At 58.8% G+C, this 23,770-nt stretch carries 20 protein-coding genes, 2 tRNA genes and 3 rRNA genes; 16 read left to right on the forward strand and 9 right to left on the reverse strand.

The window, feature by feature from the left end; translation table 11 throughout:
* The first annotated feature begins 23 nt into the window (after positions 1-23).
* Positions 24-560 carry a menaquinone-dependent protoporphyrinogen IX dehydrogenase gene (hemG, locus tag FBAL_RS00090; RefSeq protein WP_013343538.1) on the forward strand — a complete coding sequence of 179 codons (537 nt, stop codon included), beginning with the start codon at positions 24-26 and terminating at the stop codon, positions 558-560.
* A gap of 1 nt (position 561) precedes the next feature.
* On the opposite strand, the gene FBAL_RS00095 is transcribed toward hemG, so the two are convergent.
* The 5 genes from FBAL_RS00095 to def are packed head-to-tail and all read right to left on the reverse strand — an operon-like array spanning position 562 to position 6,219.
* On the reverse strand, positions 562-2,004 hold the full coding sequence (locus FBAL_RS00095) for a TrkH family potassium uptake protein (protein ID WP_013343539.1): 1,443 nt from the start codon (positions 2,002-2,004) through the stop codon (positions 562-564).
* 26 nt (positions 2,005-2,030) lie between these two features.
* Positions 2,031-3,431 carry a Trk system potassium transporter TrkA gene (trkA, locus tag FBAL_RS00100; RefSeq protein WP_013343540.1) on the reverse strand — a complete coding sequence of 467 codons (1,401 nt, stop codon included), beginning with the start codon at positions 3,429-3,431 and terminating at the stop codon, positions 2,031-2,033.
* On the reverse strand, positions 3,428-4,753 hold the full coding sequence (rsmB, locus tag FBAL_RS00105; protein ID WP_013343541.1) for a 16S rRNA (cytosine(967)-C(5))-methyltransferase RsmB: 1,326 nt from the start codon (positions 4,751-4,753) through the stop codon (positions 3,428-3,430). The genes trkA and rsmB overlap by 4 nt, the downstream gene beginning before the upstream one ends.
* Entirely contained in the window at positions 4,750-5,694 is a 945-nt protein-coding gene (gene fmt / locus FBAL_RS00110) for a methionyl-tRNA formyltransferase (RefSeq protein ID WP_013343542.1), read from the reverse strand. The genes rsmB and fmt overlap by 4 nt, the downstream gene beginning before the upstream one ends.
* Before the next feature lie 9 nt (positions 5,695-5,703).
* Complete coding sequence (gene def / locus FBAL_RS00115) at positions 5,704-6,219, reverse strand: peptide deformylase (RefSeq protein ID WP_013343543.1); 516 nt, start codon at positions 6,217-6,219, stop codon at positions 5,704-5,706.
* Between the two features lie 136 nt (positions 6,220-6,355).
* On the opposite strand from def, the gene FBAL_RS00120 reads away from it, so the two are divergent.
* From FBAL_RS00120 to FBAL_RS00130, 3 genes are read left to right on the forward strand one after another with little or no spacing between them, the layout of a single operon-like run.
* A complete protein-coding gene (locus tag FBAL_RS00120) occupies positions 6,356-7,453 on the forward strand; it encodes a LysM peptidoglycan-binding domain-containing protein (RefSeq protein WP_013343544.1) in 1,098 nt (365 codons plus the stop codon).
* Positions 7,454-7,502: 49 nt separating this feature from the next.
* A complete protein-coding gene (gene dprA, locus FBAL_RS00125) occupies positions 7,503-8,540 on the forward strand; it encodes a DNA-processing protein DprA (RefSeq protein WP_245544365.1) in 1,038 nt (345 codons plus the stop codon).
* Positions 8,541-8,542: 2 nt separating this feature from the next.
* Positions 8,543-9,016: a DUF494 family protein gene (locus tag FBAL_RS00130; RefSeq protein WP_041251105.1), complete on the forward strand. Its 474-nt coding sequence runs from the start codon at positions 8,543-8,545 to the stop codon at positions 9,014-9,016.
* A gap of 41 nt (positions 9,017-9,057) precedes the next feature.
* Here the strand turns inward: FBAL_RS00130 and FBAL_RS00135 are convergent, their stop codons facing one another.
* Positions 9,058-10,746, reverse strand: a complete 1,689-nt coding sequence (locus FBAL_RS00135; protein ID WP_013343547.1) for a collagenase — start codon at positions 10,744-10,746, stop codon at positions 9,058-9,060.
* Positions 10,747-10,859: 113 nt separating this feature from the next.
* Here FBAL_RS00135 and FBAL_RS00140 point away from each other — a divergent pair, with 113 nt between their 5' ends.
* Genes FBAL_RS00140 through hemF form a run of 4 tightly spaced genes read left to right on the forward strand, consistent with a single transcriptional unit; the run spans position 10,860 to position 13,501 of the window.
* On the forward strand, positions 10,860-11,426 hold the full coding sequence (locus FBAL_RS00140; protein WP_013343548.1) for a DNA topoisomerase family protein: 567 nt from the start codon (positions 10,860-10,862) through the stop codon (positions 11,424-11,426).
* Between the two features lie 50 nt (positions 11,427-11,476).
* A complete protein-coding gene (gene purE / locus FBAL_RS00145; RefSeq protein WP_013343549.1) occupies positions 11,477-11,983 on the forward strand; it encodes a 5-(carboxyamino)imidazole ribonucleotide mutase in 507 nt (168 codons plus the stop codon).
* Between the two features lie 15 nt (positions 11,984-11,998).
* The gene (gene tsaC / locus FBAL_RS00150) at positions 11,999-12,562 is read left to right on the forward strand and encodes an L-threonylcarbamoyladenylate synthase type 1 TsaC (protein WP_013343550.1); all 564 of its coding nucleotides are present in this window, start codon (positions 11,999-12,001) and stop codon (positions 12,560-12,562) included.
* 24 nt (positions 12,563-12,586) lie between these two features.
* Positions 12,587-13,501, forward strand: coding sequence for an oxygen-dependent coproporphyrinogen oxidase (hemF, locus tag FBAL_RS00155; protein WP_013343551.1), 915 nt, complete (start codon positions 12,587-12,589; stop codon positions 13,499-13,501).
* 1 nt (position 13,502) lies between these two features.
* Here the strand turns inward: hemF and FBAL_RS00160 are convergent, their stop codons facing one another.
* Positions 13,503-13,946, reverse strand: coding sequence for a group II truncated hemoglobin (locus FBAL_RS00160; RefSeq protein ID WP_013343552.1), 444 nt, complete (start codon positions 13,944-13,946; stop codon positions 13,503-13,505).
* Between the two features lie 29 nt (positions 13,947-13,975).
* Between FBAL_RS00160 and aroE the strand changes: the two genes are divergently transcribed.
* Positions 13,976-14,800 carry a shikimate dehydrogenase gene (gene aroE / locus FBAL_RS00165; protein WP_013343553.1) on the forward strand — a complete coding sequence of 275 codons (825 nt, stop codon included), beginning with the start codon at positions 13,976-13,978 and terminating at the stop codon, positions 14,798-14,800.
* Positions 14,797-15,072, forward strand: a complete 276-nt coding sequence (locus tag FBAL_RS00170) for a DUF1488 family protein (protein WP_013343554.1) — start codon at positions 14,797-14,799, stop codon at positions 15,070-15,072. The genes aroE and FBAL_RS00170 overlap by 4 nt, the downstream gene beginning before the upstream one ends.
* A 1-nt stretch (position 15,073) precedes the next feature.
* On the opposite strand, the gene FBAL_RS00175 is transcribed toward FBAL_RS00170, so the two are convergent.
* Positions 15,074-15,610, reverse strand: a complete 537-nt coding sequence (locus FBAL_RS00175) for a gamma carbonic anhydrase family protein (protein ID WP_013343555.1) — start codon at positions 15,608-15,610, stop codon at positions 15,074-15,076.
* A gap of 541 nt (positions 15,611-16,151) precedes the next feature.
* Here FBAL_RS00175 and FBAL_RS00180 point away from each other — a divergent pair.
* From FBAL_RS00180 to FBAL_RS00205, 6 genes are all read left to right on the forward strand, one after another.
* Positions 16,152-17,705 (forward strand): 16S ribosomal RNA (locus FBAL_RS00180).
* Positions 17,706-17,792: 87 nt separating this feature from the next.
* A tRNA-Ile gene (locus FBAL_RS00185) sits at positions 17,793-17,869 on the forward strand.
* Between the two features lie 29 nt (positions 17,870-17,898).
* A tRNA-Ala gene (locus FBAL_RS00190) sits at positions 17,899-17,974 on the forward strand.
* Between the two features lie 277 nt (positions 17,975-18,251).
* Positions 18,252-21,140: ribosomal RNA gene (locus FBAL_RS00195) — 23S ribosomal RNA — on the forward strand.
* A gap of 91 nt (positions 21,141-21,231) precedes the next feature.
* Positions 21,232-21,346: ribosomal RNA gene (gene rrf, locus FBAL_RS00200) — 5S ribosomal RNA — on the forward strand.
* The 16S, 23S and 5S rRNA genes sit together here with 2 tRNA genes alongside, the layout of an rRNA operon.
* Before the next feature lie 143 nt (positions 21,347-21,489).
* Positions 21,490-22,572, forward strand: a complete 1,083-nt coding sequence (locus tag FBAL_RS00205) for an AraC family transcriptional regulator (RefSeq protein WP_013343556.1) — start codon at positions 21,490-21,492, stop codon at positions 22,570-22,572.
* Positions 22,573-22,577: 5 nt separating this feature from the next.
* On the opposite strand, the gene FBAL_RS00210 is transcribed toward FBAL_RS00205, so the two are convergent.
* A complete protein-coding gene (locus tag FBAL_RS00210) occupies positions 22,578-23,738 on the reverse strand; it encodes an SO2930 family diheme c-type cytochrome (RefSeq protein ID WP_013343557.1) in 1,161 nt (386 codons plus the stop codon).
* Between the last annotated feature and the right edge of the window lie 32 nt (positions 23,739-23,770).

Below are 23,770 nucleotides of genomic sequence, written 5' to 3' on the forward strand. Positions count from 1 at the left end.
CGTTTCACCAACCAGGAGAGCACATGTCACGGACATTGGTGTTGTATATGAGCCGCGGAGGCCACACCGCCCGGGTGGCTCGCACCATTATGGAAACCCTGCAGGAAGCCGGTGAGCCCTGCGATATGATGGACCTGATGGAAGCGGAACGGGAAGGCATTGAGTGGGCCCGCTACCAGCGTGTGGTGCTGGGCGCTCCGGTGCTGTACGGGACTTACGACAAAACCGTGTTTGCCTTTATTGAGGCCAACCGGGCGGAGCTGGAAGCCCGTCCCAGCAGCTTCTTCAACGTTTCCGTGGTGGCCCGGACCCCGGAAAAAGCCACGGTTGAGGGCAACCGCTACATGCAGAAGTTCCTCGAGCTGTCGCCCTGGCGTCCCACTGACCTTAAGGTGATTGCCGGTAAAGTGGATTACCCCAACTGGGGGTTCTGGGACAGCCTGGCCATTCGCCTGATCATGAAGATGACCAATGGCCCGACCGATCCCAAAACCGTGCTGGATTACACCGATTGGGATGACGTGCGCGACTACGCCCGCCATCTCGCGACCCTGTCCTGATTCAGTAACCCCAGAAGGTACGCAGGAACAGCACGGCGACGGTCACGATCTCGAGCCGTCCCAGCAGCATGCCCACACTCAGGGCCCATTTGGCCGCGTCCGGCAGTGACGCGAAATTGCCAGCGGGCCCTATCACCTCTCCCAGCCCCGGCCCCACATTCGTTACCGCGGTGACCGCGCCAGTCAGGCTCGATACCGGGTCCACTCCCACCAGCACCAGAAACAGCGCCAGTACGGCGATGGTGGCCATAAACAGCATGGTAAAGGCGACCAGAGAGCGCAGAATGTCTTCGTTGATGGGGCGTCGGTTATAGCGCTGCGGCACCACCGCATGGGGATGGATGTGCTGGCGCAGGGCTTTGAATACCACGGCTCCGGCAATCTGGAAGCGGAAGATCTTGATCGCCCCGGAGGTGGAGCCGGAACAGGCGCCGACAAACATCAGCAGGAAGAAGATGATGTTGGCCGCCGGGCCCCACTGGCTGTAGTCGGTGGAGGCAAACCCGGTGGTGGTCACTACCGACACCAGGTTAAAGGCGGCCAGGGTCAGGGCAGGGAAGAAGGCCATGTCCTGCTCCCGCGCCAGCCAGATACCCAGCACCACGGACGCGACGATGACAAAGCGGGTAAAGCCGATCACCTGTTGGTCACGCCAGGGCGCCCAGGAGCGTCGGTAGAGGCTCTGTACGTAGAGCAGCATTGGCAACCCACTGAGGAACATAAACAGGGTGCCGTTCCAGTGGGCGGCCACGCTGAAGTGGGTCATGGAGCTGTCGGAGGTGGAGTAGCCGCCGGTGGAGACTGTGGTCATGGCGTGGTTGATCGCCTCGAACACTGTCATCCCCGACAGGTAGTAACCGACGCCACACAGCAGGGTAAGCAGCAGGTACACTTTCACCAATGCGCGGCCAATCTCTTTGGTGCGCGGCATCGATTTGTCCGACCAATCGGAAGATTCGGTGCGGAATAAGCGCATCCCGCCCACGTTAAGCAGGGGCAGAATCGCCACGCCCACCGCAATGAAGCCAATGCCTCCCATCCACTGCAACAGCGAACGCCAGATCAGTATCGACCAGGGGGCCGAGTCCAGGCCGGTCAGCACCGTGGAGCCGGTGGTGGTGATGCCGGACATGGTTTCAAAAAAGGCGTCGGTGTAGCTGATGGCGTGGAAGAAGGTGAAGGGCAGGGCGGCGAACATGGCCACCACAAACCAGGTCAGGGTGGTGAACAGGTAAAAATCGCGGGTGTGCAGGGTGACTTTGCAGCCCCAGCTGCTGCCGAGGGCGACAAACGCCACGCCGCCGGTGAGGGCGGCGGACAGCATGAAGTCCTGAACCAGGCCTTCATTGTGATAGAGGGAAAACCCCACTGGCACCAGCATCAGGCCTGCCAATACTGCCAGGAACAAACCGAGCAGCAGCAGCAGGGGTCTGACATTGATCATCCCGGTCTCCTTATGAGCCTCGAAGATCAGATAAACAGCGCGCTTGGCTGGAACAGTTTTTCCACTTCCCGAATGTGTTTCTTATCCACCAGGAACAGGATGACGTGGTCGTCCTGCTCGATGACCGTGCGGTCGTGGGCCATCATCACTTCGTCCCGACGAACGATGGCGCCGATGGTGGTGCCCGGCGGCAACTTGATCTCCTGCACCTGGCGGCCCACCACCTTGGAGGTGCTGGGATCGCCGTGGGCCACCGCTTCGATGGCCTCGGCTGCGCCCCGGCGCAGGGAGTAAACGTTATTGATGTCACCCTGGCGGACGTGGGTCAGCAGGGCGGAGATGGTGGCTTGTTGCGGCGAGATGGCGATGTCGATGTTGGCGTCCTGCACCAGATCGACATAGGCTTCGCGCTGGATCAGCACCATCACCTTTTTCGCCCCCATGCGCTTGGCCAGCAGTGCCGACATGATGTTGGCCTCATCGTCGTTGGTGACGGCGATAAAGACATCCACCTGGCTGATCTGCTCATCGCTGAGCAGCTCCTGATCGGAGGCGTCACCGTGGAACACCGTGGTGTCTTCCAGGTACTCCGACAGCTGGCTGGCGCGCTCGGCATTGCGCTCAATCAGCTTAACCTCGTGGAACGGCTCTAGCGCTTTGGCCAGGCCAAAACCGATGTTGCCGCCCCCGGCGATCATGATGTTGCGGTAGCTGGACTCCAGCTTCTGCATCTCACTCATCACCGCTCGAATGTGCTTGGAATCGGCCACGAAAAACACTTCGTCGTCCGCTTCAATCACCGTGGTGCCCCGGGGCATGATCGGCCGGCCCTGGCGGAAAATCGCCGCCACCCGGGTATCAATATTGGGCATGTGCTCTTTCAGTGCAGAGAGCGCACTGCCCACCAGGGAACCCCCGTAGTAGGCCTTAACCGCGACCAGGCTGGCCTTGCCATCAGCAAACTCCAGAACCTGCAAAGCGCCCGGATATTCTACTAACCGGCGTATGTAATTGGTCACTAACTGTTCGGGGGCGATCAGTTCGTCGATAAAGAACCGACCCCGGCTGTCCGGGTCGGCACCGCCACTCTGGAACAGCTCGGCCCGCTTGGACAGGTAAGCCGGACTGCGGATACGGGCGATCTTGGTGGGGGTGCCGTAGAGGGTGTACGCCAGGTGGCACGCCACCATATTGGTGTCGTCCGAATTGGTCACCGCAATCAGCATGTCGGCATCCTCGGCACCCGCGTCACGCAGCACATGGGGGAACCCGGCGTGGCCATGCACCACCCGCAGGTCCAGTTTGTCCTGCAGGGCCCGCAAGGCCGCGATGTCGTTGTCGACGATGGTGATGTCGTTGTTTTCCCCGACCAGGTTTTCCGCCAGGGTGCCGCCGACCTGGCCGGCGCCGAGAATGATGATCTTCATGCTGTCTGGGTGGCCCCGTCCTGCCGTTTAATCAAGCGCGCGTAATAGAAGCCATCACCCCCCTCAACGGTTGGCAGCAGCTGCCAGCCGGGAGTGGTGTCGTCTTCGCCCGCGACGATGGGATCGAGCATAGCATCGGGGGTATTTTGAAGAAACGCTTGGATCTGCTGCACATTTTCGTCCGGCAGTACTGAACAGGTGGCGTAAACCAGAGTGCCGCCGGGCTTCAGCATCTGCCAGCAGGCACGCAGGATTTTGCCCTGCAGTTCGGCCAGTTGGGCGATGTCTTCGTCGCGACGCAGCCACTTGCTGTCCGGGTTACGACGAATAACGCCGGTGGCGGAACAGGGAGCGTCCAGCAGGATGCGGTCAAACGCCTGGCCGTCCCACCAGCTTTGTGGGTCGGTACCGTCACCGCACTTGAGGGTGGCGGTCAGGCCGAGACGGTCCAGGTTCTGTTGCACCCGGGTCAGGCGCCACGGGTCCACATCCAGGGCCACCAGCTCAGCCAGTTGCGGCTGCTGCTCCAGGATATGGCAGCTCTTGCCGCCGGGGGCGGCACAGGCGTCCAGCACCCGCTCGCCCGGTTGGGCATTGAGCAGGCGGCCGCTGATCTGGGCGGAGTGGTCCTGCACGGACACCGCGCCTTTGGGGAAACCGGGCAGGCCAGTCACATCCCGCGGCTTGGGCAGGCGGATCGCTTCCTGCTCCTCACCGGCGACGGCTTCCACCCCGGCATCGGCCAGTTGCTGCAGGTAGGCGTCGCGACTCTGCTGCAGAGCGTTGTTGCGCAGCCACAGCGGCGGAGCCTCGTTATTGGCATCGAGAATGGCGGCCCACTGGTCCGGATAGGCCTGTTGCAGACGCTTGATAAACCAACCGGGATGACGATAGTGCACGCTCGGGGCATCGAACTGCTCCGCCTGCAGGGCGTCCATATCCCGGTCCAGCGCGCGCAATACGCCATTGACCAGTCCGGTCATGCCCGGTGCACCGATTTCGCGGCAGGCATTCACCGATTCGGCCACCACCGCGTGAGAGCCCACCCGGGTGTGCTTAAGCTGGTACAAACCGGCCAGCAGCAGGCCATGGATGATGCGTTTCTTACCGCTGAGCGGCTTCTGCAGGCAGCGGCGCAGCTGAGTGTCCAGCTGGGGCAGCTGACGCATTACGCCGTAGGCGATCTCGGCCAGCAGGGCTTTATCGCGGGCGTCGCGCAGTTTGCTTTGGGCTTTGGGCAGAGCCTGGGACAGCGAGTGCCCCTGGTCAATCACCTGGATCACCACGGAGGCGGCCAGGGCGCGCAGGTTGGGTTGGCTCATGACAGTTGGGTTCCTACCTCAAACCACTCTTTGCGGGCGTTGAGGATGTCCGCGACTGCCATCGCTTTCTTGCCGGGCAGTTGCAGGTTGGTGAGGTTCAGAACTCCGTCGCCGGTGGCGACCCGGATGCCCTGTTTGTCCGCGCCGATAATGGTGCCTGGAGCGGCATCATGTTGCTGTTCCAGCACGTCACAGGCCCACAGCTTGATGGTCTGCTCTGCCACCTGGAAGTGGCTGACCGGCCAGGGGTCGAAGGCACGGCACTCGCGCCACAGCGCCAGCGCGGATTTGCTCCAGTCCACCGCCGCTTCCTCTTTGGACAGCTTCTCGGCGTAGTTGGCCAGGGTGTCATCCTGCACTTCCGCCACCGCAGTGCCATCGGCCAGCGGCGTCAGCGCGTCCAGCAGCGCCTTCGGACCCAGCTCAGCCAGTTTGGTGTAGAGGCTGGCGGAGGTGTCGGTGTCTTCGATGGGCAGTGCGGCTTTGTGCAGCATGGCGCCGGTGTCCAGACCTTCATCCATCTGCATGATGGTGACGCCGGTTTCGGCATCGCCGGCCCAGATGGCACGCTGAATCGGCGCGGCGCCGCGCCAGCGGGGCAGCAAGCTGCCGTGCACGTTGATGCAACCCAGGCGGGGCATCTCCAGCACCGCTTTGGGCAGGATCAGGCCGTACGCCACCACCACCATCAGGTCGAAGTCGATGGCGCTCAGCTCCGCCTGGGCCTCGGCCTTACGCAGTGATTGGGGCTGGTAAACCGGTAGGTCGTGTTGCAGCGCCAGCTGTTTCACCGGGCTGGCGGTCAGTTTCTTGCCACGGCCCGCCGGACGGTCCGGCTGGGTGTAAACCGCGACCACCTGATGGTGGGAATCCAGCAGGGCTGCCAGATGTTGAGCGGCAAAATCCGGCGTACCGGCAAAGACAATTTTCAGTGCAGTCAAAGTGGTGTCCTAGGAAGCGTGTTTGGCGTCAAGGCGGGCCTGTTTCTCCAGCTTTTGCTTAATGCGCTGGCGCTTCAGGGGAGAGAGGTAGTCCACAAACAGCTTGCCCAACAGGTGATCCATCTCGTGCTGGATGCAGATGGAGAGCAGCTCGTCCGCTTCCACGGTAAAGGGGTTGCCTTCACGGTCCTGAGCTTCAAACACGACGTGCTCGGCGCGCTCAACTTTGGCGTACACGCCCGGCACGGAGAGACAGCCCTCTTCATTGGTGAAGTGGCCTTTCTCTTCGATGATTTTGGGGTTGATGAACACTTTGGGCTCGCTGCGGTCCTCGGAGTGGTCCATCACGATCACCTGAACGTGCTCATTGATTTGGGTAGCGGCCAGGCCGATACCGCGCTCTTCGTACATGGTGTCGAACATATCGTCCACCAGCTGCTGAAGGGCCGGGCCGAAATCGGTCACCGGTTCTGCGACGGTGCGCAGGCGTTCATCGGGAAAACGCAGAACTTCTCTAACGGCCATTTCCAATCTCATTAATTTCTATAAAAAATTTGACAACAACCGGTCTACAATTAGGCTGTTTTGGGGTAATTTTAACCCTTTGCTGCCGCCTTTTACAGGTAAGGGAAGCTCCGGGATGGTGGAACAAGGACGTAGGATGAGAATTGCAATAATAATGCTGGCAGCGCTGCTCAGCCTGCCATTGGCTGCAGACACCCTGACCCTTAAGCCTGGTCACCCACAAACCTATGTGGTGAAAAAGGGGGATACCCTCTGGGACATCTCGGCGTTGTTCCTCGATGATCCCTGGCGTTGGCCGACATTGTGGGGGGCGAATCCACAGATTGCCAACCCCCATCTTATCTACCCGGGCGATCGCCTTAACCTCGTTTACCTCGATGGCCAGCCCCGACTGGTGCGCAAACCGATGAAGCGGATGTCACCGCAGATGGATGTGCAGCAAAAAGGCGGTGCGATTCCGGCCCTGCCCCTGTCGATGATTGAGCCCTATCTGAGCTTCCAGCAGATCCTCGGTGAGAAAGCGCTGGCGGATACCCCGCAGGTGATTGGTGGCGAGCGCGATGCGGTGCGTTACGCCAAAGGCGACGTGGTGTTCATCAATGAACGCCTGCCGCTGGGGGAGAAGTTCGGCATCTACATGCTGGCACGCCGTTTTGTCGATCCGGACACCAAAGAGTTTCTGGGTCAGGAGGCGCTGATGACCGCCACCGGCCGGGTGATTGAGAGCGGCACCGTATCCCGTATTGAGCTGCTGAGCATGCGCCAGGAGGTGAAGACCGGGCATCGGGTTATGGCACTGGAGGATGACCTGCTGCTGCCCGCCTATATGATGCCGACGGCGGCACCGCACGGCGCGGACGGCCGGGTGATCGCCTCCGATGCCATGGTGCGTGAGATTGGTCCGCTGGAAGTGGCCATCATCAACCGCGGCAGTGAGGATGGCGCTGCGGCGGGCCAGGTTTATGCCATTTCCAAAGAGGGCACCGAAGTGGTGGAGCAGGGGGATGGCGAGTTTGTCCAACCGGAAGACCGCCGTGCCTATGACGAGATGGTGGCCACCCTGTCCGATGGCCGAACCATCAAGCAGCCTGAGGTCTACCGTGGTGAACTGATGCTGTTTAAGACCTATGACCGGGTCAGCCTCGGGCTGATTGTGAACGGTCGCCACCCGGTGCGCCTGCTGGATGTGTTGAGCCGGCCGGAACCGCTGGTGTTTGGCAGTGACTCCGACTAATGAGTTAGCCCGCTGGCTTGCCCTGGACGCGGTGTCCAGGGTGAGTCGGGTGCGGAAGAGGGCGCTGCTGGAGCGAATACCCTGGCGCCAGCTCTGGACCGAGGCGGAGCGGGGTCGAATACCCGGCTGGTCGGCGGCACAACACCGGGCTCTGTTGGAGCCGGACTCAGCCGCGATAGACCAAGCCCTCAGTTGGCTCAACGCTTCTCCCCATCATCACCTTGTTACTCTCTCCGATTCGCTCTACCCCTCTTCACTAAAACACCTTCCTGATGCGCCCATCCTGCTGTTCGTGGCAGGCAACCCCGATCTGCTTCAACACAGTTCTATAGCCATGGTTGGCAGCCGCAACGCTTCACTCGCTGGTCGGCAACTGGCTGAACGGTGGGCGAGCCAGCTGGCGGAGCTGGGCTGGTCGGTGGTGTCCGGGCTGGCGGAGGGGATCGATGGTGCGGCCCACCGCGGTGCACTGGCGGTGGGAGGCGTCACCATCAGCGTTGAGGGGTGCGGCCTGGACCGCATCTATCCGCGACGCCATCGTACTCTGGCTGAACAGATTGAACAGCAGGGCGCCCGGGTTTCGGAGTTCTGGCCCGGTATCGCACCGCGTCCCGCCCACTTTCCCCTTCGCAATCGCATTGTCAGTGGCCTGAGCCTGGGCACCATTGTGGTGGAGGCGGGGCTGCGCAGTGGCTCGTTGATCACCGCCCGGCTGGCGGCTGAGCAGGGGCGGGAGGTGTTTGCCGTACCGGGCAGTGTGCAGGACCCGAACCGGATGGGATGCCATCAATTGATTCAGAATGGTGCCAAATTGGTCACTGATCCGGTCGATATCCTTGAGGAGCTGATGTTGCAGTTGCCGCAGGCGGCACTGGAGCGGATGATCAGCTCGTCGCAGGGCGACGTACAAAGTTTGCCTGTCCCGGCGTTGTTAGATAGTGTGGATTACGACGCAACACCTATCGATAACGTGGTGGCTCGCAGCCAGTTACCGGTGGAGGTTGTGCTAGAGCAACTGACCGAGATGGAACTGGACGGGTGGGTTGCAGCGGTGCCCGGTGGCTATGTTCGGCTTAGGGGGAAATGATTATGTTCGACATTTTAATGTACCTGTTTGAGACCTATGTACAGAGCGATGTTGAACTTTTGTTCGACCGCGAAGAGTTGACCGATGAATTGAGCCGGGCTGGCTTTCGTTCCGACGAGATTGGCAAAGCGCTGATCTGGATCGAAAAGCTGGCGGCATTGCAGGATTCGGACCGCCACCCCTATCTCACCGGCGTAGAGCCCGGCAGTTTCCGGATCTACACCGCTGAAGAGGTGGCTCGTCTCGACACTGAAAGTCGGGGCTTCCTGATGTTCCTGGAGCAGATCCAGGTACTCTCCGCCACCACCCGTGAAATGGTGATTGACCGGGTTATGGAGCTGGATGGAGAACCGTTGTCACTGGATGACCTGAAATGGGTGGTACTGATGGTGCTGTTCAATGCCCCGGGCAACGAACAGGCTTACACCCAGATGGAAGACCTGATATTTGAGGAGCCGGAAGGGCTGCTCCACTAAGGGCAAAAAAACAGGGCGCCAATTTGGCGCCCTGTTTGCGTTCAGAAGTGAAGGTGACCTTCACTGTTGGCCAGCTGTGCCGGACGCAGGTAGTCACGGTAGCCATAGCGGTTCAGCTTGCGCGGGTAGGGCGAGGCATCCGCCTCTTCTGGCAGCGGTGCTGCTGCCCACTCCGTCAGCCACTGGCTGAAGCCGGCCTGGTGGGCCTCGGCAGTGTCACTCAGGATGGTGGCGTACCCTTCGGCGTAATCCCCTTTAAGCGGCTTGGTGATCGCCACCAGGCTGTCGGGCGCCTGCTCTGCCAGGTAACGCACCGCCATGTAGCTCCAGCGGTAGGTGCGGTCCAGCCCGTCGTCATATTCGGTGGCAAAGATGGTCTCCAGACTCGGCCACTCCGCCGGATCGGTATCCTGCAGCAGCTTCTGGGCCTGGCGGTTGTCCTCACCCTTTGAGATGTATTCCGCCATCCCTTCAGCCCACCACACCATCTGGCCGGGGAAGTGCCCGAAGCCGCCGTACTTGATGTAGCGACCGTCGAGATAGTGGATGTACTCGTGGTTCAGATTCCAGACATTGAACTCCGGCAACCACCAACCACGGAACGCAAAGAAGCGGGCCTGGTTGCCCTCCGCCTGCGGCGTGCCCTCAATGTACATCCCACCGTTGTCGGTGCTGATATCAAACAGCAGCTGGCCGTAGGCGTTGTACTGGCTCCAGTTCTTAAACACCACCACTTCCAGTGCGGTGTTGTAGTCGTTGACCACCGGGGTCATGCCGGTGCCCAGCAGCTGGTGGAAGTGATCCTCCTGGGAGGTCAGCTTGTCGCAGCTTTCGGCCAATTCGGCTTCATTGAGATCCTGAGTTCGAATCACCAGGCGTTCGGTACAAGCGTGGGTGATGGGCAATACCGCTTCCGGCTCGGGGATGGCGCACAGGTCGCCATAGGTCTCTTTGCAGGCTTCCTGACCCAGGAAGGCGTTGACCAGATAACCGAGGGTAAAGGCGGTTTTGGCTGCGTCACCGCGTTGGCTGAGATCCTGGCGGGCGATGGCAGCCACGGCCTGATCCTGGGCTTCGCCCTTCTCTTCGGACAGCAACAGGCGCTGGTGGGCCAGTACCCAGTAGGCGTTCTGCAGCGGCCAGTCCTGGCCCTGATAGTGGGCACCGGCGCTGGCGGCGTAGCGGGTCAGGGCCTCGGTCAGCTCACGTTCCGTCAGGGCAGCGTGCAGCGGATTCTCAGCGTCTTTGCGACGCACCTGGTGCATCAGCAGGCCGGGGGCACGCAGCAGTTCCCATAGGGCGTACTCCTGAGCCAAGGTTTGCGGTGCCTGTTCAGCGAAGCGGTCCAGTTGGCGGATCAGGCTGGGAAGGAGCGCTTCAGCATAAGGCTGCATCGCTTCCTGACCGTAGTAGCGGTAGAACGCCACCGCCCACTGTTCGGCAAGACGGGGCTCAGCCAGTGCATCGAGGGATTTGCCCTGAGCCAGCATCGCGCTGTGCAGTTGCTGCTGTTGCGCTTCGGTCAGGGTGTCGGGATCACCGAAATAGGAGAAGGCGCGCAGGTAATCCAGTGCCGGTTCGGCTTCGCCCCGGCTCAGGTTATCGAGTGCCAGTGGCAGTTGGGCCGGGTCCGGTTGCTGCCAGTTGGTGAGCGTAACCGGTTGGGGTTGAGGCAGGGTGGTACAGGCGCCCAGCAGGCCGGTTAGGGCCAGGGGGAGAAGTAAACGCATTGTCAGTCCCTTGTTTATTTTTGTATACAATATTCCACTGTGCGACCCCAATGCAATCCCACCCCGAGTGCTGGTAAAATCAACTCAGTTCATTGAGTGGTTGGAAAAGGTTCATGTCCAAGATCGACCAGCAGCTGTTCACGACCCACGAACATGCCCTGGAACGGGAATACGGTGTTTGCCCTGAATGCGGCAGCGAACTGGCTGTGCGCCACGGTAAGCACGGCGCCTTCCTGGGCTGCCAAAGCTACCCCACCTGTGAATACCACCGTCCCCTGGTGGAGAAAACCACAGTAGAAGCCGAGATCCTCGAGGGCACTGAGTGCCCGCTGTGTGGGCACCCCCTGGCCCTCAAGTCGGGACGCTACGGTTTCTACATCGGGTGCAGTGACTTTCCCCAGTGTCACTACATTGCCAAGGATGAGCCTGAAACGCCGGCCACTAAGGTTGCGTGCCCAAGCTGTCGAAGCGGTGAGTTGATGGAGCGAACCAACCGGTTTGGCAAGAAGTTCTACGCTTGCAGCGGTTACCCAAAATGCAAGTATTTGCTCAATTTCCCGCCGGTAGCGGAGCCCTGTCCCGACTGTGGATGGCCGCTGCTGGTTGAGAAAAACGTGCGTGGACAGCGGCGTTGGGTCTGCCCCCAGCGTTCATGCAAATATCAGTCTGAGACGATATAATCCGCGCCACAATAACAATACTTCTGTCACCCACAACAAGGATTACCACCATGAGCACCCCGTTTGTTGCCGTACTGATGGGCTCCGATTCTGACCTTCCGACCATGCAGAGCACCCTCGATGTGCTGAAGGGCTTTGGCATTCGCTACGAAGCCAAAGTGACCTCTGCTCACCGCACTCCAGCCGCCACCCACGCCTACGTTCAGGACGCGGAAGCCCGTGGCTGTAAGGTGTTTATCTGTGCCGCTGGTCTGGCTGCCCACCTGGCTGGTGCCGTTGCCGGCATCACCACCCGTCCGGTGATCGGGGTGCCGATCGACAACGGGCCGTTGCAGGGCCACGATGCACTGCTGTCTACCGTTATGATGCCGGGCGGCGTACCGGTAGCGACCGTGGCCATCGGCAGTGCCGGTGCCAAGAACGCCGGTTACCTGGCTGCCCAGATGCTGGCGGTGGGTGATGACGAACTGGCCGCTGCCGTTAAAGCGGAGCGCCAGAAGAGCGCCGAGGCCGTTCAGGCCAAAGACGCGGCCCTGCAGGCCAAGCTGGCCGGTTAAAACAAGGAGGTACTGGTGAGTCGTATGCTGACCGTCAGTGAGGGCGCTGCCCTGATGGCCAAAGGTGGGGTCGTTGCGTACCCCACCGAAGCGGTTTTCGGATTGGGATGCGACCCCAGTAACGAGGAGGCGGTGTCCCGCCTCCTCGACATTAAGCAACGGCCGGTGGAGAAGGGACTTATCCTGATCGCCGCCAACTACGGTCAGTTGCTGCCCTTCGTCAATGATTCCGCCCTGCCAGACGCCCGCCGTGAAGCGGTGATGGCGCGCTGGCCGGGGCCGACCACCTGGGTGATGCCGGCACAACCGTCGGTACCCGGTTGGGTGACGGGTCAATTTGATACTCTGGCGGTTCGGGTGACCGATCACGCCATTGCCGCGGATCTGTGCCGCGCCTTTGGTGGCCCGGTGGTTTCCACCAGCGCTAACCTGACCGGTCAACCACCGTGTCGCAGTGCCGATGAGGTACTGGCTGCACTGGGCGACCGGGTGGATGGTGTGGTGATGGGTGACGTAGGGGGCCGCAAAGACCCCTCGATGATTCTCGATGCGATGACCGATCAGGTCTTCCGCACCTAAATTCCCTGTTCAAAAGGACTTGATATGGCTCCGGACGTGAACGCCGTAAAGCATTACCTTCTCTCTCTTCAGAACCAGATTTGTGAAGCCCTCGAGGGTGCCGATGGCGAAGCCCGCTTTCAGCGCGACCAGTGGCAGCGGGAAGAGGGCGGCGGCGGTGAGAGCCGGGTGCTGCGTGATGGCGCGGTGTTTGAACAGGCCGGGGTCAACTTCTCCCACGTGATGGGCGCCCAGATGCCGGCATCGGCCACCGCCCATCGCCCTGAGCTGGCGGGTCGTCGCTTTGAAGCGATGGGGGTGTCCCTGGTGATCCACCCGCACAACCCGCACATTCCCACCACCCACGCCAACGTGCGCTTCTTTATTGCCGAGAAGGATGGGGAAGATCCGGTGTGGTGGTTTGGCGGCGGTTTCGACCTGACCCCCTATTACCCGGTGGACGAAGACATTCGCCACTGGCACCAGGTGGCCCACGACCTGTGTGCGCCTTTTGGCGACCAGGTTTACGATGAATACAAAGCATGGTGTGACCGCTACTTCTTCCTGAAGCACCGGGATGAAACCCGTGGCGTGGGCGGACTGTTCTTTGATGACCTTAATGCGCCGGGCTTTGAGCAGAGCTTTGCCCTGATGCAGGCGGTGGGCAACGGGTTCCTCGATGCCTACCTGCCCATCGTGGCGCGCCGTAAAGACGATGCGTATGGTGAGCGGGAGCGCCAGTTCCAGCTGTACCGACGCGGTCGCTACGTGGAGTTCAACCTGGTGTATGACCGGGGCACCCTGTTTGGCCTGCAAACCGGTGGTCGCACCGAGTCCATTCTGATGTCGATGCCGCCGCTGGTGCGTTGGCAGTACCAGTACCAGCCAGAGGCTGACAGCGCGGAAGCCCGACTGTACGACTACCTGCGCCCGCGCGACTGGCTGGCAGAACTGCGCTGAGTTACTCGGGTGCCCGAACCGGGCACCCCTCTTCGGTATTGCGCATATGGTCGGCTAGGGGGATCAGCGCCTCCAGCATGGCGCGCCGCACCTGCCGATCTTTCACCTCCTGCTCCAACGCCCGCTTCATGCAGTGCAGCCAGAGATTGCGCTGGCGCTTATCCACCCGGAAGGGCAGGTGGCGGGCGCGCAGCATCGGGTGACCATACTTCTCCTCAAACAGTGGCGGCCCACCCAGCCAGCCACTGAGAAACTCAAACAGCTTAAGCTCGCTGCCGCTGAGGTCATCCGGATGGATGGCACGCAGGTCAGCGTAGTCCGGGTCATCCGCCATCAATTGATAGAAACGGTGGGCAATGGCTCGCACCGTGGGTTCGCCCCCCATCCTTTCATAAGCGGACGCGGGTTGCTTGCGGCTCAGGTGTCGGCGTATAAGTGACAGCATCTTCTTTCCTACAGCGATCAGGCAGGACCATGGATCAGTACGCGGTGTTTGGTCACCCCATTGCCCACAGCCAATCTCCCTTTATTCATCAGGCCTTCGCCGGGCAAACCGCCCAGGAGCTGGAGTACCGGGCCATCCTAGCACCAACCGATGGCTTCGCCGAAGCGGTACGGCAGTTCCGACAGCAAGGCGGATTGGGAGCCAACGTCACCCTGCCGTTTAAGGAGCAGGCGGCGGCATTGTGCGATCAGCTGACCGAACGGGCTCGTCTGGCCGGAGCGGTGAACACCCTGCACTGGCTGGCGGATGGCTCACTGCTTGGAGACAACACCGATGGGGCCGGCATGGTGGCGGATCTGCACCAACATGGTGTGACGCTGACCAACCGCCGGATCCTGATCCTTGGCGCTGGGGGGGCGGTACGCGGTGTCTTGGAACCGGTACTGGCCTGTCAGCCTCGTCAGCTGGTGATCGCCAATCGCACTGCGAGTAAAGCGGAAGCACTGGCGCGGGATTTCGCCGGGCTGGGAGAGGTGGTTGGTTGCGGCTTCGACCAGATAGAGGGGGCGTTTGATCTGATCATCAACGGCACCTCTGCCTCGCTGTCCGGAGACCTGCCGCCGCTGCCTCCCCATTGCCTGATTGCTGGTGGGATCACCTATGATATGGCTTATGGGGTTAACGCAACGCCGTTTCAGTGCTGGGGCGAGCGCCATGGCGGGCGACTCAATCTGGCGGGACTTGGCATGTTGGTCAACCAGGCGGCGGAGAGCTTTTATCGCTGGCGCGGGGTGCGGCCGGACACCGGTCCGGTGCATCAGGCGTTGCTGGCGCGACTGGAGGAAAAACAATGAATCAGCAGATCCTCTTTAACGACCATGTCGAAATTGAGTGGGAGCAGGGCTGGGCGAAGTTTCACGCTATGGTGGCGGGTCAGCAGGTGCCCTGCCTGGTCGGGCTGAATGTACTGGCCAATAAACTGGACAGCACATTAACCAGTGCCGAAGAAGCGGCGGCCGCGTTTGAACAGCTGCGCTTTGATCTGGAAGCGGAGGCGGAAATGCTGATTGAAGATGAAGCGTATGATGCACAAGGGCGGATCTGGCTGGGCCATCCGCCCATCTGAATCAGTCGGCCTCAGCCAGATACTTATCTTTCAGCCGCACATAATGTGCGGCTGACTCTTTCAGGAAGGCGAACTCCCCCTCGGTCAGCGGACGAGCCTGCTTGGCCGGGCTGCCAACATAGAGGTAGCCACTCTCCAGACGCTTGCCCGGTGGCACCAGTGCGCCGGCGCCAATGATCACATCATCCTCTACGATCACGCCGTCCAGAATGATGGCGCCCATGCCAACCAACACCCGGTCACCAATGGTGCAGCCGTGCAGCATCGCTTTATGGCCGACGGTAACGTCATCGCCAATGATCAGCGGAAAGCCATCAGGGTGGCCGTTGCCCGGACGGGACACGTGGAGAACGGACGCATCCTGGACATTGGTTCGTGCGCCGATGCGGATAAAGTTAACGTCGCCACGAGCTGCAACCAGGGGCCAGACACTGCTGTCCTCAGCCAGAGTAATGTCACCGTACAGAACGGCACTGGGTTCAACAAAGACGCCTTGGGCCAATTGAGGCAGCTGCCCCTGATAGGGTTTGATCGTCATTGTGGGCTCCATTTGGGGGGTAGGGGCCGCCATTATAGCGCCCATTGCTGGCGGAATATGCAGGATTGGCGACTTTTGAAGCAGTCAGAACTTTTGTGTGGTAAAAGCCTTGCGCCCGTAAATTCCCTCCCTATAATGCGCCCTCACGTTGACGGGGAAGGCGGCCAAGCGCAGAGCCACCGGTTAACGAGGCAGCAGCCACTCAATAAACTTCATCAAAAAGGGCTTGACCCGATGAGTTAACTGAGTAAAATGGCGCTCCGCTTCAGGGAAAGAGCCGAAAGGCACAAAACCTGAAGTTTTGAAGTTCAACGCTTCGCTTCGAAAGAACGAAAAAATGCTTGACTTCACTAAGGGACAGCGTAGAATGCGCATCCCGCTTCGGTAAGAAAACGAAGCGACGCTCTTTAACAATTTGTCAGACAATCTGTGTGGGCACTCACGCAGTGTTGAGAAATCATCATTTTCTCGATGCTACTGAGTGACACCAAGTTAATTCAGTATTCATTGAGTAGCTTCTACGGAAGCAAATCAAAATCTTTAATTGAAGAGTTTGATCATGGCTCAGATTGAACGCTGGCGGCAGGCCTAACACATGCAAGTCGAGCGGCAGCGACAACATTGAACCTTCGGGGGATTTGTTGGGCGGCGAGCGGCGGACGGGTGAGTAATGCTTAGGAATTTGCCCAGTCGAGGGGGACAACAGTTGGAAACGACTGCTAATACCGCATACGCCCTACGGGGGAAAGCAGGGGCTCTTCGGACCTTGCGCGATTGGATAAGCCTAAGTGAGATTAGCTAGTTGGTGAGGTAATGGCTCACCAAGGCGACGATCTCTAGCTGGTTTGAGAGGATGATCAGCCACACTGGGACTGAGACACGGCCCAGACTCCTACGGGAGGCAGCAGTGGGGAATATTGCACAATGGGCGAAAGCCTGATGCAGCCATGCCGCGTGTGTGAAGAAGGCCTTCGGGTTGTAAAGCACTTTCAGCGAGGAGGAAAGGTTAGCGGTTAATACCCGCTAGCTGTGACGTTACTCGCAGAAGAAGCACCGGCTAACTCCGTGCCAGCAGCCGCGGTAATACGGAGGGTGCGAGCGTTAATCGGAATTACTGGGCGTAAAGCGCATGCAGGCGGCCAAGTCAGTCAGATGTGAAAGCCCCGGGCTTAACCTGGGAATTGCATTTGATACTGCTTGGGCTAGAGTCCTTGAGAGGGGGGTAGAATTTCAGGTGTAGCGGTGAAATGCGTAGAGATCTGAAGGAATACCAGTGGCGAAGGCGGCCCCCTGGCAAGAGACTGACGCTCAGATGCGAAAGCGTGGGGAGCAAACAGGATTAGATACCCTGGTAGTCCACGCCGTAAACGATGTCTATTAGGAGTCTGTGCCCTTGAGGCGTGGGTTCCAAAGCTAACGCATTAAATAGACCGCCTGGGGAGTACGGCCGCAAGGTTAAAACTCAAATGAATTGACGGGGGCCCGCACAAGCGGTGGAGCATGTGGTTTAATTCGATGCAACGCGAAGAACCTTACCTACCCTTGACATCCAGAGAACTTACCAGAGATGGTTTGGTGCCTTCGGGAACTCTGAGACAGGTGCTGCATGGCTGTCGTCAGCTCGTGTTGTGAAATGTTGGGTTAAGTCCCGCAACGAGCGCAACCCTTGTCCTATGTTGCCAGCGCGTAATGGCGGGAACTCATGGGAGACTGCCGGTGATAAACCGGAGGAAGGTGGGGACGACGTCAAGTCATCATGGCCCTTACGGGTAGGGCTACACACGTGCTACAATGGTCAGTACAAAGGGTTGCCAACTCGCGAGAGTGAGCCAATCCCATAAAGCTGGTCGTAGTCCGGATTGGAGTCTGCAACTCGACTCCATGAAGTCGGAATCGCTAGTAATCGTGGATCAGAATGCCACGGTGAATACGTTCCCGGGCCTTGTACACACCGCCCGTCACACCATGGGAGTGGGCTGCAAAAGAAGTGGGTAGTTTAACCTTCGGGAGGACGCTCACCACTTTGTGGTTCATGACTGGGGTGAAGTCGTAACAAGGTAGCCCTAGGGGAACCTGGGGCTGGATCACCTCCTTAACGACATGAATTCTTGCCTGCGTCGAGTGTTCACACAGATTGTCTGACGAAAAGTAGAGAGTGGCTGCAATTGCAGCGCACGGCGATGGGTCTGTAGCTCAGTTGGTTAGAGCGCACCCCTGATAAGGGTGAGGTCGGTAGTTCAAATCTACTCAGACCCACCAATCTTCTGGATTGGTTCGCCACACGGTATGGGGCTATAGCTCAGCTGGGAGAGCGCCTGCTTTGCACGCAGGAGGTCAGCGGTTCGATCCCGCTTAGCTCCACCACTTACTCTTAGGGAATAAGAGGCCAAAGATAAATTGCATAATTTACCTTTGGCTTTTTTAAGCCTTGCTCTTTAACAATTTGGATAAGCTGATAAATTTCTCGAGAAATTGTAAGAGTAAACTTCTTGCAAGTGTCTTGATATCCGGCGATTCAGCGTAAAGCTGAATAACGAAACATTTGGTTGCGTCATATGCGTAATGTGCTTTGCAAAGCTCATTACGGTTGCAACGAGATTTGGTTCTACCAAAGCTCAAGCAAGACCCCTTGGGGTTGTATGGTTAAGCGACTAAGCGTACACGGTGGATGCCTTGGCAGTCAGAGGCGATGAAGGACGTGCTAACCTGCGAAAAGCTCAGATGAGGCGGTAAGAGCCACTTGAGTCTGAGATGTCCGAATGGGGAAACCCGGCACCATAAGGTGTCATCAGTTACTGAATACATAGGTAACTGAGGCGAACCTGGGGAACTGAAACATCTAAGTACCCAGAGGAAAAGAAATCAACCGAGATTCCCTTAGTAGCGGCGAGCGAACGGGGATTAGCCCTTAAGCATTGAGGAAGTTAGTGGAACAAGCTGGAAAGCTTGGCGACACAGGGTGATAGCCCCGTACATGAAAACGACCACAGTGTGAAATCGAGTAGGACGGGACACGTGTTATCTTGTCTGAACATGGGGGGACCATCCTCCAAGGCTAAATACTCCTGACTGACCGATAGTGAACCAGTACCGTGAGGGAAAGGCGAAAAGAACCCCTGTGAGGGGAGTGAAATAGAACCTGAAACCGTGTACGTACAAGCAGTAGGAGCCCTTCGAGGGTGACTGCGTACCTTTTGTATAATGGGTCAGCGACTTACATTCTGTAGCAAGGTTAACCGAATAGGGGAGCCGTAGGGAAACCGAGTCTTAACTGGGCGTCATAGTTGCAGGGTGTAGACCCGAAACCCGGTGATCTAGCCATGGGCAGGTTGAAGGTGCCGTAACAGGTACTGGAGGACCGAACCGACTAATGTTGCAAAATTAGCGGATGACTTGTGGCTAGGGGTGAAAGGCCAATCAAACCGGGAGATAGCTGGTTCTCCTCGAAAGCTATTTAGGTAGCGCCTCGTGTCTCACCATTGGGGGTAGAGCACTGTTTGGGCTAGGGGGTCATCCCGACTTACCAACCCCATGCAAACTCCGAATACCAATGAGTGCAATCACGGGAGACACACGGCGGGTGCTAACGTCCGTCGTGGAGAGGGAAACAACCCAGACCGCCAGCTAAGGTCCCAAAGTTATCGCTAAGTGGGAAACGATGTGGGAAGGCTTAGACAGCTAGGAGGTTGGCTTAGAAGCAGCCACCCTTTAAAGAAAGCGTAATAGCTCACTAGTCGAGTCGGCCTGCGCGGAAGATGTAACGGGGCTAAGCGATACACCGAAGCTGCGGAAGCACACTTGTTGTGCTTGGTAGAGGAGCGTTCTGTAAGCGGTTGAAGCGGAATTGAGAAGTTCCGTGGACGTATCAGAAGTGCGAATGCTGACATGAGTAACGTTAAAGCGGGTGAAAAACCCGCTCGCCGGAAGACCAAGGGTTCCTGTCCAACGTTAATCGGGGCAGGGTGAGTCGGCCCCTAAGGCGAGGTCGAAAGACGTAGTCGATGGGAAACGGGTTAATATTCCCGTACTGCTGATTACTGCGATGGAGAGACGGAGAAGGCTAGGCCAGCACGGCGTTGGTTGTCCGTGTTTAAGGTAGTAGGCGGTGAACTTAGGCAAATCCGGGTTCACATAACGCTGAGAGCTGATGACGAGCCACTACGGTGGTGAAGTGGTTGATGCCATGCTTCCAGGAAAATCTTCTAAGCTTCAGGTAATTAGCAACCGTACCCCAAACCAACACTGGTGGTCAGGTAGAGAATACCAAGGCGCTTGAGAGAACTCGGGTGAAGGAACTAGGCAAAATGGTACCGTAACTTCGGGAGAAGGTACGCTCCTGCCGGTGATGAGACTTGCTCTCTAAGCTAGTGGGAGTCGCAGATACCAGGTGGCTGCAACTGTTTATCAAAAACACAGCACTGTGCAAACTCGTAAGAGGACGTATACGGTGTGACGCCTGCCCGGTGCCGGAAGGTTAATTGATGGGGTTAGTTTTCGGACGAAGCTCTTGATCGAAGCCCCGGTAAACGGCGGCCGTAACTATAACGGTCCTAAGGTAGCGAAATTCCTTGTCGGGTAAGTTCCGACCTGCACGAATGGCGTAATGATGGCCACGCTGTCTCCACCCGAGACTCAGTGAAATTGAAATCGCTGTGAAGATGCAGTGTACCCGCGGCTAGACGGAAAGACCCCGTGAACCTTTACTACAGCTTGGCACTGAACATTGAACCTACATGTGTAGGATAGGTGGGAGGCTTTGAAGCAATGACGCCAGTCGTTGTGGAGCCGTCCTTGAAATACCACCCTTGTATGTTTGATGTTCTAACGTTGGTCCCTTATCGGGATTGCGGACAGTGCCTGGTGGGTAGTTTGACTGGGGCGGTCTCCTCCCAAAGAGTAACGGAGGAGCACGAAGGTTGGCTAATCATGGTCGGACATCATGAGGTTAGTGCAAAGGCATAAGCCAGCTTAACTGCGAGACAGACACGTCGAGCAGGTACGAAAGTAGGTCTTAGTGATCCGGTGGTTCTGAATGGAAGGGCCATCGCTCAACGGATAAAAGGTACTCCGGGGATAACAGGCTGATACCGCCCAAGAGTTCATATCGACGGCGGTGTTTGGCACCTCGATGTCGGCTCATCACATCCTGGGGCTGAAGTCGGTCCCAAGGGTATGGCTGTTCGCCATTTAAAGTGGTACGCGAGCTGGGTTCAGAACGTCGTGAGACAGTTCGGTCCCTATCTGCCGTGGGCGTTTGAGAATTGAGAGGGGCTGCTCCTAGTACGAGAGGACCGGAGTGGACGAACCTCTGGTGTTCCGGTTGTCACGCCAGTGGCATTGCCGGGTAGCTAAGTTCGGAATCGATAACCGCTGAAAGCATCTAAGCGGGAAGCGAGCCTCAAGATGAGTTCTCACTGACTCCTCGAGAGTCCTAAAGGGCCGTCGAAGACTACGACGTTGATAGGCAGGGTGTGTAAGCGTTGTGAGGCGTTGAGCTAACCTGTACTAATGACCCGTGAGGCTTAACCATACAACACCCAAGTGGTTTTGTGAGTCGGATATCCGACCTTGTAAGAAGCGCTTACAACGAGAAACAGCTTTTCCGAATTGTACGATTTTTGCCTGGTGGCAATAGCGTCGTGGCCCCACCTGATCCCATGCCGAACTCAGAAGTGAAACGCGACCGCGCCGATGGTAGTGTGGCAGTTGCCATGCGAGAGTAGGTCACCGCCAGGCTCCTAATTAGAACGAACCCCGTCTCGAAAGAGGCGGGGTTTTTTCGTTTTGGTGCGTTTTATCGGCTGAGCGGGGTAAAAAAATTCATTTCCCCCCATTGGCTCGGTTTACTCTCCGGGGAATATCGGTTAAACCATAGCCCTATGGTGACGTTTTTTGGAACAGAGGCCGAACGGCTTAACGACGATCCCCCATCGTCCCACCACTTTATTCAACAGCACCCGGCTCTGTACGGGGATCTGCTCTATCCCGCATTTGACCTTCGCTTGCTGCATCGTTACCTGGTGGAACAGTGCGGTGATGAGGTGGGCGATGCTCTGCTGCGATGTGTCGACATTGCCCCAAAGGAGCTGGCCCAGCGTCAGTTTATCCTGGCCTGGCAGATGCTGAAGGCGATGGAGTTGGCGGCACAATCCCTCCCACCCCCAGCCGCGGGGCTGATCTTTGGCCGTACCTTTAAAGCCAGTGACCTGGAAGGGTTGCAGGGCCCGCTTTCCCACTCCCGTACGTTGGCTGAGGCCTACCACATCACCCGCCAGAACCCGAACCTGACCGGCAGCTTCACCGATAACCTTGAGCGGATCGAAGACGGCAAGTTGGTGGTGCGGGGGGTGAATGTGGCGCAGATCGAACCGGCGACTCTGCAGTTTGTCTTTGAGCAGGGGCTGGGCTCAATGATGGCGATTGCCGAAGAGTTAAGTGGGGAAGCACTGCAACTGAGCTGGGTGCGCTTCCCGGCACCGGCGCCCTGGCCGGTGGATCGTACCGAATACGAAGACCTGCTCGGCTGCCCGGTGGACTTCGAGGGTGACTTCTTCGAGTGGGCCATCGATCTGCAAGAGTTGGAAGCCCCGGTGCTCTGGCGCCCGACCGACGTGGCACTGGAGCTGGAGCAGGAACCGCCGGCTCAGGATACGTCGCTGGTTAACCGCATCATTACGCTGTTGCTGGCCGTACCGGAAAACTGGCCGACCCAGGAGCAGGTGGCCGAGGAGTTGATGGTGTCACGCCGTACTCTGCGTCGCCGACTCAGCGAGATGGGGACTTCTTACCAGCAGATCCTCAATCAGGTGCGCTGTCAGTTGGCCATTGAGTGGCTGCAGCAGGGTGAGAGCGACATTCTCTGGATCGGTGAGCGTCTTGGTTTCCGGGACGTCAGCAACTTCCGCCACGCGTTTAAACGCTGGATTGGCAAACCCCCCGGCGCGTTTCTGCGCCGGGGCTGATTCTCCTACTGGCAACTGCCCAGTGCGGGGTCCAGGGTGTCGATCCAGTTGCGTATCAGGTCGACGGCGTAGTCGTGAACCACCGCCCGTCCCACCGGTGGCATCTTATCTTTCGGCTCGAGGTGCGCCATGCGGTAGGGGAGGATGGACGCGAGGCCGTTGCCCGGCACGATGTCGTAATCCAGACCCGCTGCACCACCATCGTAACCCGGAGGCTGTTTGCAGATGCCGTACTCCATGGTGGTGTGGTCAACGAAGTAGCCCAGTCGCAGCCCTGAGATGCTGGCAAACCCTTCGGCCCGATGACAGTGGGCACAGTTCACATCGAGATAGCCTTTAGCCCGTTCGGTCAGGCTGGCCGTGGTGTCATACAGGTCGGCGGCGGTGGGGATACTTTCCGGTACCCGGTCCAGCCAGCCCTGGCTGAGCCAGTGCTGCAGCTGGTTGCTGCCGTTGTCACCGGGACGGTTCAGCAGCCTGGCTTTGATGCCGATGGGACTGAACCGGGCCGTGGTGCCGTCGGACAGCTGGTGACACATCTTGCATTGGGGCTGGGAGGGCACTTCGTAGTTGAAGGCCAGGGTCTCGTCCTGGTGGATCATCTGATGGGCCACCAGAGTGCCGGCCGGCGTAAACTCTGCATCGTTGCCCTGCCACAGATAGGGCAACGCCACCCATCCAGACTCCCGATGGATCAGCAGCCGCGTTTCAATCACAGTTTCATTGTCATCACCCGATAGTGCGGTATCCGCAGGCAGGGCAAAGGTTTTCACCAGTACGGTACCCACTGGCAAGCCGAAGGTTTCGCTATCGTGGTAGGTCATCTGTGTCCCGGGGGGCAGGAACAGGAAGCGATACTTGCTGGCGTAGTCCGAGAACAGCGCCGTAGTGAGCTGGTATCGCAGGCCGGGTACACGGGCATCCCGGGTGGGCACGGCCGGGTCGACAAACAGGCCGTACTGAGACAGCAGCTCGCAGTTTTCGCTCATCAATGCGTCCCAGTTCACTTCACTGGTGGCCGCGTCACAGGGCGTAGCGGGGTCGGCAGGGTCCGGGTTGGTGGGCGGTGGTGCCGGAGGCTCCGGCGGAGGCGGTTCAGAGGCGCTTTCCCCTCCGCCACCGCAGCTTAGCAGGCCCAGCAGCAGGGGCAGGTAGAGATACTTCATGATGGATTCCTCAGCAAAAAAGGGCCGGCGAT

Source organism: Ferrimonas balearica DSM 9799, assembly GCF_000148645.1.
In the GTDB taxonomy this organism is placed as follows: domain Bacteria; phylum Pseudomonadota; class Gammaproteobacteria; order Enterobacterales; family Shewanellaceae; genus Ferrimonas; species Ferrimonas balearica.

Bases quoted from the DNA above. Each gene is read 5' to 3' on its own strand.
- FBAL_RS00120 (WP_013343544.1), top strand. From the start codon at position 6,356: ATGAGAATTGCAATAATAATGCTGGCAGCGCTGCTCAGCCTGCCATTG.
- def (WP_013343543.1), bottom strand. From the start codon at position 6,219: ATGGCCGTTAGAGAAGTTCTGCGTTTTCCCGATGAACGCCTGCGCACC.
- FBAL_RS00140 (WP_013343548.1), top strand. From the start codon at position 10,860: ATGTCCAAGATCGACCAGCAGCTGTTCACGACCCACGAACATGCCCTG.
- hemG (WP_013343538.1), top strand. From the start codon at position 24: ATGTCACGGACATTGGTGTTGTATATGAGCCGCGGAGGCCACACCGCC.
- aroE (WP_013343553.1), top strand. From the start codon at position 13,976: ATGGATCAGTACGCGGTGTTTGGTCACCCCATTGCCCACAGCCAATCT.
- hemF (WP_013343551.1), top strand. From the start codon at position 12,587: ATGGCTCCGGACGTGAACGCCGTAAAGCATTACCTTCTCTCTCTTCAG.
- FBAL_RS00175 (WP_013343555.1), bottom strand. From the start codon at position 15,610: ATGACGATCAAACCCTATCAGGGGCAGCTGCCTCAATTGGCCCAAGGC.
- FBAL_RS00135 (WP_013343547.1), bottom strand. From the start codon at position 10,746: ATGCGTTTACTTCTCCCCCTGGCCCTAACCGGCCTGCTGGGCGCCTGT.
- FBAL_RS00095 (WP_013343539.1), bottom strand. From the start codon at position 2,004: ATGATCAATGTCAGACCCCTGCTGCTGCTGCTCGGTTTGTTCCTGGCA.
- FBAL_RS00170 (WP_013343554.1), top strand. From the start codon at position 14,797: ATGAATCAGCAGATCCTCTTTAACGACCATGTCGAAATTGAGTGGGAG.
- FBAL_RS00130 (WP_041251105.1), top strand. From the start codon at position 8,543: ATGTTCGACATTTTAATGTACCTGTTTGAGACCTATGTACAGAGCGAT.
- FBAL_RS00205 (WP_013343556.1), top strand. From the start codon at position 21,490: ATGGTGACGTTTTTTGGAACAGAGGCCGAACGGCTTAACGACGATCCC.
- rsmB (WP_013343541.1), bottom strand. From the start codon at position 4,753: ATGAGCCAACCCAACCTGCGCGCCCTGGCCGCCTCCGTGGTGATCCAG.
- FBAL_RS00160 (WP_013343552.1), bottom strand. From the start codon at position 13,946: ATGCTGTCACTTATACGCCGACACCTGAGCCGCAAGCAACCCGCGTCC.
- purE (WP_013343549.1), top strand. From the start codon at position 11,477: ATGAGCACCCCGTTTGTTGCCGTACTGATGGGCTCCGATTCTGACCTT.
- trkA (WP_013343540.1), bottom strand. From the start codon at position 3,431: ATGAAGATCATCATTCTCGGCGCCGGCCAGGTCGGCGGCACCCTGGCG.
- FBAL_RS00210 (WP_013343557.1), bottom strand. From the start codon at position 23,738: ATGAAGTATCTCTACCTGCCCCTGCTGCTGGGCCTGCTAAGCTGCGGT.